Origin of the sequence: Pseudacidovorax intermedius (assembly GCF_001476815.1) — a bacterium.
GTDB lineage: Bacteria > Pseudomonadota > Gammaproteobacteria > Burkholderiales > Burkholderiaceae_C > Xenophilus > Xenophilus intermedius_A.
The window spans coordinates 1-6161 of sequence record NZ_LDSL01000195.1 but is presented as its reverse complement, the minus strand read 5'-3'; the positions used below and the strand labels follow the sequence as shown (position 1 = coordinate 6161).

The 6161-nt window shown below is 63.1% G+C and carries 6 protein-coding genes and 1 pseudogene; 2 read left to right on the top strand and 5 right to left on the bottom strand.

Annotated features, from left to right (window positions below):
- Positions 1-411 precede the first annotated feature (411 nt).
- Positions 412-1047, top strand: coding sequence for a 2-polyprenyl-3-methyl-6-methoxy-1,4-benzoquinone monooxygenase (gene coq7 / locus NS331_RS24010; RefSeq protein WP_058644447.1), 636 nt, complete (start codon positions 412-414; stop codon positions 1045-1047).
- Between the two features lie 88 nt (positions 1048-1135).
- Here coq7 and NS331_RS24005 read toward each other — a convergent pair whose 3' ends face one another.
- Complete coding sequence (locus NS331_RS24005) at positions 1136-1606, bottom strand: OsmC family protein (protein WP_058644445.1); 471 nt, start codon at positions 1604-1606, stop codon at positions 1136-1138.
- 141 nt (positions 1607-1747) lie between these two features.
- On the opposite strand from NS331_RS24005, the gene NS331_RS24000 reads away from it, so the two are divergent.
- Positions 1748-3199: a porin gene (locus NS331_RS24000; RefSeq protein ID WP_082702735.1), complete on the top strand. Its 1452-nt coding sequence runs from the start codon at positions 1748-1750 to the stop codon at positions 3197-3199.
- Positions 3200-3289: 90 nt separating this feature from the next.
- Here the strand turns inward: NS331_RS24000 and NS331_RS23995 are convergent, their stop codons facing one another.
- The 4 genes and pseudogenes from NS331_RS23995 to NS331_RS27015 form a co-directional block, all read right to left on the bottom strand.
- A complete protein-coding gene (locus NS331_RS23995) occupies positions 3290-3799 on the bottom strand; it encodes a site-specific integrase (RefSeq protein WP_345940363.1) in 510 nt (169 codons plus the stop codon).
- The gene (locus NS331_RS25855; protein ID WP_082702734.1) at positions 3796-4401 is read right to left on the bottom strand and encodes a recombinase family protein; all 606 of its coding nucleotides are present in this window, start codon (positions 4399-4401) and stop codon (positions 3796-3798) included. The genes NS331_RS23995 and NS331_RS25855 overlap by 4 nt, the downstream gene beginning before the upstream one ends.
- On the bottom strand, positions 4367-5317 hold the full coding sequence (locus tag NS331_RS23990; RefSeq protein WP_153013021.1) for a rolling circle replication-associated protein: 951 nt from the start codon (positions 5315-5317) through the stop codon (positions 4367-4369). The genes NS331_RS25855 and NS331_RS23990 overlap by 35 nt, the downstream gene beginning before the upstream one ends.
- Before the next feature lie 360 nt (positions 5318-5677).
- Positions 5678-6161, bottom strand: a pseudogene (locus tag NS331_RS27015) (zonular occludens toxin); the annotation flags it as partial.

The window sequence follows — 6161 nt, the reverse complement described above, 5'->3', positions numbered from 1 at the left end:
CCGAACAGGGTCACCGACGACTGAGCCGAGGCAACGCCGGCGACAGCCAGGGCAGCCAGAGCAACTAGAGATTTTTTCATTGCAAGTTTCTCCAAGGTTAAACATAGGGCGCCGGTGCGAAGGGTTCACCGCGCTGGCACATGCTGTGCTGTGCTCCCGCCGGGCCCCGGGCCAACCTCCTTTTGGGAAGTTGTCGCTATTGCACCAGAGGCCCGGCCCCACGGCAAAGCAAATTGGGCCAAATCTCGAAGGGGGTCGGCGTTTCGTTGCAGCGGCACAACAAGGTCGACGCCACGGCACGGGAACAACAGCTAGGGCGGCGGTTGATTTCGTCTTATGAAAAGCCCTGCGAGGCTTGGCACGTTGATCCAGGGCGATCTGTTCGTCCAGGGTATGCGGTCCAATGGGAGCATGAGCCAATCCATCGATGCATTGCTGAGCGCTGCGGACCGGGCCCTGCGAACGATCTGGGGCAACCCTCAGGCCGCGACGCCGTCTCCTGCCACCGGGATGCCGGCCATGGAGGACATGCTGTCGCCGGCCGAACGCCAGGAAGCGGGCGCGCTGATGCGTGTCAACCATGTGGGCGAGGTGTGCGCGCAAGCGCTCTATGCCGCTCAGGCGGTCACCACGGCCGATCCGGTGTTGCGGGGCCAACTGCTGCAGGCGGCCCAGGAAGAAACCGACCACCTGCGTTGGACGCGCGACCGGCTCGATCGGCTGGGCGCGCGTCCGTCGCTGCTCAACCCCCTCTGGTATGCCGGTGCGTTCGGCCTGGGGCTGGTTGCCGGGCGGCTCGGGGATGCGTGGAGCCTCGGCTTCGTCAGGGAGACCGAGCGTCAGGTCGAGGCTCACCTGGATGGCCACATGAGCCGGCTCCCTGCCGGCGACGCGGCGTCACGCGCGGTGGTGGCGCGCATGAAGGCGGACGAGGCGGCACACGCCGATTGGGCTCGCCAAGCGGGCGGCCGGGATCTGCCAGCGCCGATTCCCTCGTTGATGCGCGCTGCGGCGCGCGTGATGACCACCGTCGCGCATCGAATCTGATCCCATACGGGCCCGGCCACGCAAAGCATGGCCGGAGGTGATGCCGCGCGCTGGCTTTCGGGCGTCTCGCCGAGGCAGCAGGGGCGATTCAGCCTGCTGCGGTGCTGGCGTCCCGGTCGATCAGGTCGAAGCTGGTCGTGATCGCCGCCGTCTTCCCCAGCATGATGCTTGCCGAGCAGTAGGTGTCATGGCTCAGGGCGATGGCCCGCTCGACGGCGGCTGCTGGAATGCCGCGGCCGGTCACGGTGAAGTGCATGTGGATCTTGGTGAAAACCTTGGGATCCTTGTCGGCCCGCTCGCTCGTCAACCGCACACTGCAGCCTTCCACTTGGTGGCGGCCACGGCGCAGGATCATCACCACGTCGTAGGCGGTGCATCCGCCGGTGCCCGCCAGCACGGTTTCCATGGGGCGCGGCGCCAGGTTTTGACCACCGTTGTCGGGCCGGGCAGGATCGGGCGCGCCGTCCATGACGAGAACGTGGCCGCTGCCGGTTTCGGCCACGAAGCCCATGGCGGAGCGGGTGCCGGCCGCGCCGGTCCAACTGACTGTGCATTCCATAGAGAAGCTGACTACCTGTATGAACCGTGAATTCGTTCACGGAAACGCTTGTTTCGAGAGCCTTGTTGCGCAAAAGCATCACTTGCTTGTTGCAATGCAGCATGCGCCCGCTATACTTTATTCCATCGCATGTCACACGACATGCCCCAGTTGTCTCCTCCACCCTCCCAATTGGTGGATTTGGCCCCGAGTCGCAAGACTCGGGGCTTTTTTCTTTCCGGAACCGGTCTCGCCTTCTTCCAGCGGGTAGCACAGCGGCGGCCCGCCAGCCACGATGGTGCGCCGCCTGGCTTTGGCACTGGTTCTTGCGCCGAGCAACTCCGCAACCCTAGCCATGCAGCGGCGACCCTAGCTGCTCTGGCTGCCCTGGCTGTCGCCGGCGTTGCCTCGGCTCAGTCGTCGGTGACCCTGTTCGGCGTGATGGACGCGTCTGTGAGCAGCGTCTCGAACAAGAGCGAATTGGCGACCAACGCGGCGGTCCTGTCGGCCAACCCGTTCGCGTATGCATACCTGCCGCAGTCTGCAACGATCAGCAAGATGGGCCTGAACAACTCGGCCAACAGTTCCAGCCGCTTGGGCTTCCGCGGCGTGGAAGATCTGGGTGGTGGCTTGTCCGCCAGCTTCTGGCTGGAGAGCGGCCTCAAGAACGATCAAGGTTTTGGTGCAGCCACCGGTGGCGGCCTCAGCTTCAATCGCCGGTCAACCGTCAGCCTATCCGGACCTTTTGGTGAAGTGCGTCTGGGCCGCGATTACAAGCCTACGTTCTGGAACCTGACCGTATTCGATCCGTTCGGCACGAACGGTGCTGGCTCCGCACTGGCACAGCGAGCCGCATCGGCTTTCGAGTCCGACAATGTTCGTGCGAGTAATTCGATCGGCTACTTCCTGCCGTCCAACCTGGGGGGCTTCTATGGACAGGCGCAGTACGCTTTCCACGAGCAACTCAAGTACAGCGATCCGCTGCAGGCAGCCGGCAATGACAACAGCCGAGGCGGTCGCTATTGGGGTGGCCGTTTTGGCTACGCTGATGGCCCGGTTGATATTGCCCTGTCGTACGGCGAGCAAAACACGCTGTCCTCGTACTCGCTAGGCGGAAATGCACTGGTTAAGAGTCTGAACCTCGGGGGCACCTACGACTTTGGCGTTGCAAAGTTGTTTGCCCAGTATCAAAACACCAAGCAACAGGTTGACTATTCCGGCAACGGCCCAACATTCAATCCCGCAACCAAGCTCGACGGATATCTTCTTGGAGTGGTGGTTCCCGTGGGCGCTGGGCAAATCAAGGCCAGCTACGGCAACGTGAAAATCAAGGTTGCCCAGAACCCCCTGGCCACCCTTAACAATCCCTTCTTCACATACAGCGCACCTAAAGCGGACCAACTGGCTCTGGGTTATGTGCACAACCTGAGCAAGCGTACTGCGCTGTACGCCACCGTGGCATATATCAAGAACAAGAACGGCGCAAACTTCAGTACGGGCTCGTCGGACATTACCGCCCCCACAGTCACGTCCTATACCACCACCTACGGCGCAGGCACGTACGTGCCGAAGAGTTCGGTGGGCTACGACTTCGGCATTCGCCACTCCTTCTGATCGGTGGCTGGCTTGCGCCAGTTGATGATTTTGAAGATCAGCCGCCCGGCCCGTGCCGGGCGGCTTTTTGCGTCTGCCGTAGCCGGACGTTCAATCGCTGCGGCCTCGGCGGCTCTGCAGCAGCCCCACGTTCATTTCTCCACTCAGGATCGACGCATAAAAGCGCTCGATCATGTTGACGCTGGTCCGCGCGTTGCGGGCCAACGTGAGCATGTCGATTCCCTGGCCGTACAAGAGCCGAAGCGTGATCGCCGTGTGGCGCAGGCAATAAAGCGTGCGGGTCTGGCCGAGCGGGCCGGTCTCAAGTCCCGCCTCCTGCAACACCCATTTAAAGAAGAAATTGAGGACGGCGAGGGCGTGTTCCCGGTTCTTCAATTCAGGAAAGAACAGATAGTCGTCGGGCGCTGCCTCGCCGCGCCGCTGACGGTATTCGCACAAGGCCTCGTAGACATGCACGGCGGGCCGCAGGCTCACCATCGGCTGGCTGTGACGCTTGGTTTCGGGCAGCCGCATGCGCAGGTACATGTGCTTGCCGCGCACGACGTCGATGTGCTTGTGACGCACGCTCTTGATGTCGCTCGGTCGCACGAAGGTGTTCACTTTCGTTCACATTTCGCCGCCTGCCACACCGGGCGCGGCCGGCCGTCCGATAACCCTCGCCACTCACGATCAATGCGAAAGATCGTCATGCGACTGACCCCAAAAAAGCGCGCCACATCCGAGCGCGTGCAGCCAGCCCAACACATCAAAGCGGCCAACTGTTCCTGATCAGGCGACAGGGCCCGACTGCGGCCGAACACCACCCCCCTACGCATCGCGGCCACCTGGCCCGCAAACGTTCGCTCCCGTATCAGTGCGCGCTCAAACTGGGCCAGGCTCGCCAGCATGTTCAGAACGAACTCCCCAAGCGGACTGGATGTGTCTATGGGCTCAGTGAGAGAGCGAAAAGACGCACCACGAGCCTTTACCGTATCCAACACTGTGTAGATGTGACGCAGACTCCGTGCGAAGCGATCCACCTTCCACACAACAAGAACATCACCCGGCTTGAGCGCCGCCATAGCCAAATGCAACTGAGGCCGTGGCCCAACTCCAGAGCCCTTCTCGTGATAAATGCGCCGCACCCCCGCTGCCTTCAAAGCATCCAACTGCAACCCAGTGTCTTGATCATCCGTGCTCACCCTCGCATAGCCAATCAACATCGACAAGCTGCCCCTCTCCAGCAAAGAAAAACCACTCACCGTCTCCCCCGATGACGGCCCCTGCTACCTCGCCGGTTGATCCTACCGCCCGGTATGCATTGACGATCAAATCGCGCAACGATTCGGTCTCCAGCTTGACGGCGTCGGGCACGTGCATTTCGCCAAATCGGGTCCATCGGTTCGACCACTTATCGCCGTCAGCGAAAGCCTTCGTGATGTATTTGCTGATGTAGGCCGCGATACGGGCGCAGCTGCTGCGATGAGCGCGGAAGCGCCGGCTGACATCGATGTTGCCGCCGAGCTCGCCCGTCACACTGCGCCAGATGGCCCTGATAACGTTGAAGCTCTTCACCCCTCGACCCATCGCCATCAGCCTGGCCGGGCATGCAAGGTGGACGTGCCAGGTGCCACGCTTCTGACGCTCGAAGCCGGCCACCGCTGCGAAGCCAGGACAGACCCTGCGCAGACGCCTCACGAACTCCTTCAAATGCTTCTTGCACAACGCCAGGTCTTCCTGAGCCTTGTGATACGTCAGCGTCAGCAACGCATCCGCGTTGATGGTCTTGCAGAGCCTCCTGACGTTGGCCTTAGCACGGTTCGCAGCGACCGTGAGGGACAGAGCCTTGCGCTTCGCCTCGGCCTCCTCACGCTGTTCTTCGGTGGGCTCTGGCAGCAGACCCATGCGAAGGGCTCGCAGGTAGGAGCGTTGATCGTTGGTCAGATCAGCCGTGGTGCCTTCGTACCAGACTGAGGGCCTGTGTGCACTGACCTCAACCTGCGATGCGCTCAAGCGCCTAATGCTGGCCCTGTAGCGAGTGCCTCGCTCGCGAAACCAGCAGGTACCGTCAACACAGACGATGACGCCGCCCGGCAGCTTGCATTCAACGGGAGTGGTGAAAGCGGGATAATCACGCATGCATCGGCCCTCCTATGGCCCTTGCAACCTTCGACCCCGATTGCCCTGCCAGGCTTTCGGGGTCTTTTCTTTGGTGCCTCAGAACAGCATGTTCTGAAGTGTTTATTGGATAAATCTAGGCTCGCTCCGCTCGCCCGCCGGCCGCGCCGCCTCCGGCCTGGCTGCGGCCTGGCGTGCTGGACGAATCCGAGGCACAGCCGGCACACAGCACGGCGCAGCGCTCACCGGTGGTGAGGCACACAGGAAGGTCTTCGCACTGCGAGGCGATGCAGCGGGCCACCACGTCGCCTAAGGCGACTGCGGCGGCGCACCGGCCGCGCCGGCTGCACGCCGTCGATTGCTCAGCAGGAACAAGGGGAATCACTGGGCGCCCGGGGCCTTTGGCTTGGCCTGCGTGGAGGCGACTACCTGGCGCGGCGCCGGGGCTTCAAACACAGCCGGGCCACCAGAGGCCGCAGGAGCCGTTGCGGCAGCGCCTGGCCAACTGGCCCCAGCCGATCCGATCGGAGGCGCCTGCGGCCGAGCAGTGGCCTGCGCGACCCCTTCCGGCGCGAAGGCCAGGAAGATGCCGGACTTGACGACCTGTTGGCAGAACCCCGTCGATGCAGGGTAGGGCGTGGCGTCCTGGGTGTAGCACTTGCAGCCCTGGCTTTTGGACTCGACGCACGCCGCCGGCACCGGGACGCGCTTCGGCTTGGTGAGCTCGTCATAGGCCGGCGCAGTGTGCATGAGCGCCGGCACGCGAGGCTTGTACGCCGCCACGTATTCCGCAGGGGTCAGCGGCGGCCTCTCATCAGGGCGCGAAGCGCCCATCGCACCACCTCGCGGACGGCCGTCCGCAGTG

What these genes read in the sequence shown, in the direction of transcription:
- coq7 (WP_058644447.1), top strand. Translation starts at nt 412, where the DNA reads ATGAGCCAATCCATCGATGCATTGCTGAGCGCTGCGGACCGGGCCCTG.
- NS331_RS24005 (WP_058644445.1), bottom strand. Translation starts at nt 1,606, where the DNA reads ATGGAATGCACAGTCAGTTGGACCGGCGCGGCCGGCACCCGCTCCGCC.
- NS331_RS24000 (WP_082702735.1), top strand. Translation starts at nt 1,748, where the DNA reads ATGCCCCAGTTGTCTCCTCCACCCTCCCAATTGGTGGATTTGGCCCCG.
- NS331_RS25855 (WP_082702734.1), bottom strand. Translation starts at nt 4,401, where the DNA reads ATGTTGATTGGCTATGCGAGGGTGAGCACGGATGATCAAGACACTGGG.
- NS331_RS23990 (WP_153013021.1), bottom strand. Translation starts at nt 5,317, where the DNA reads ATGCGTGATTATCCCGCTTTCACCACTCCCGTTGAATGCAAGCTGCCG.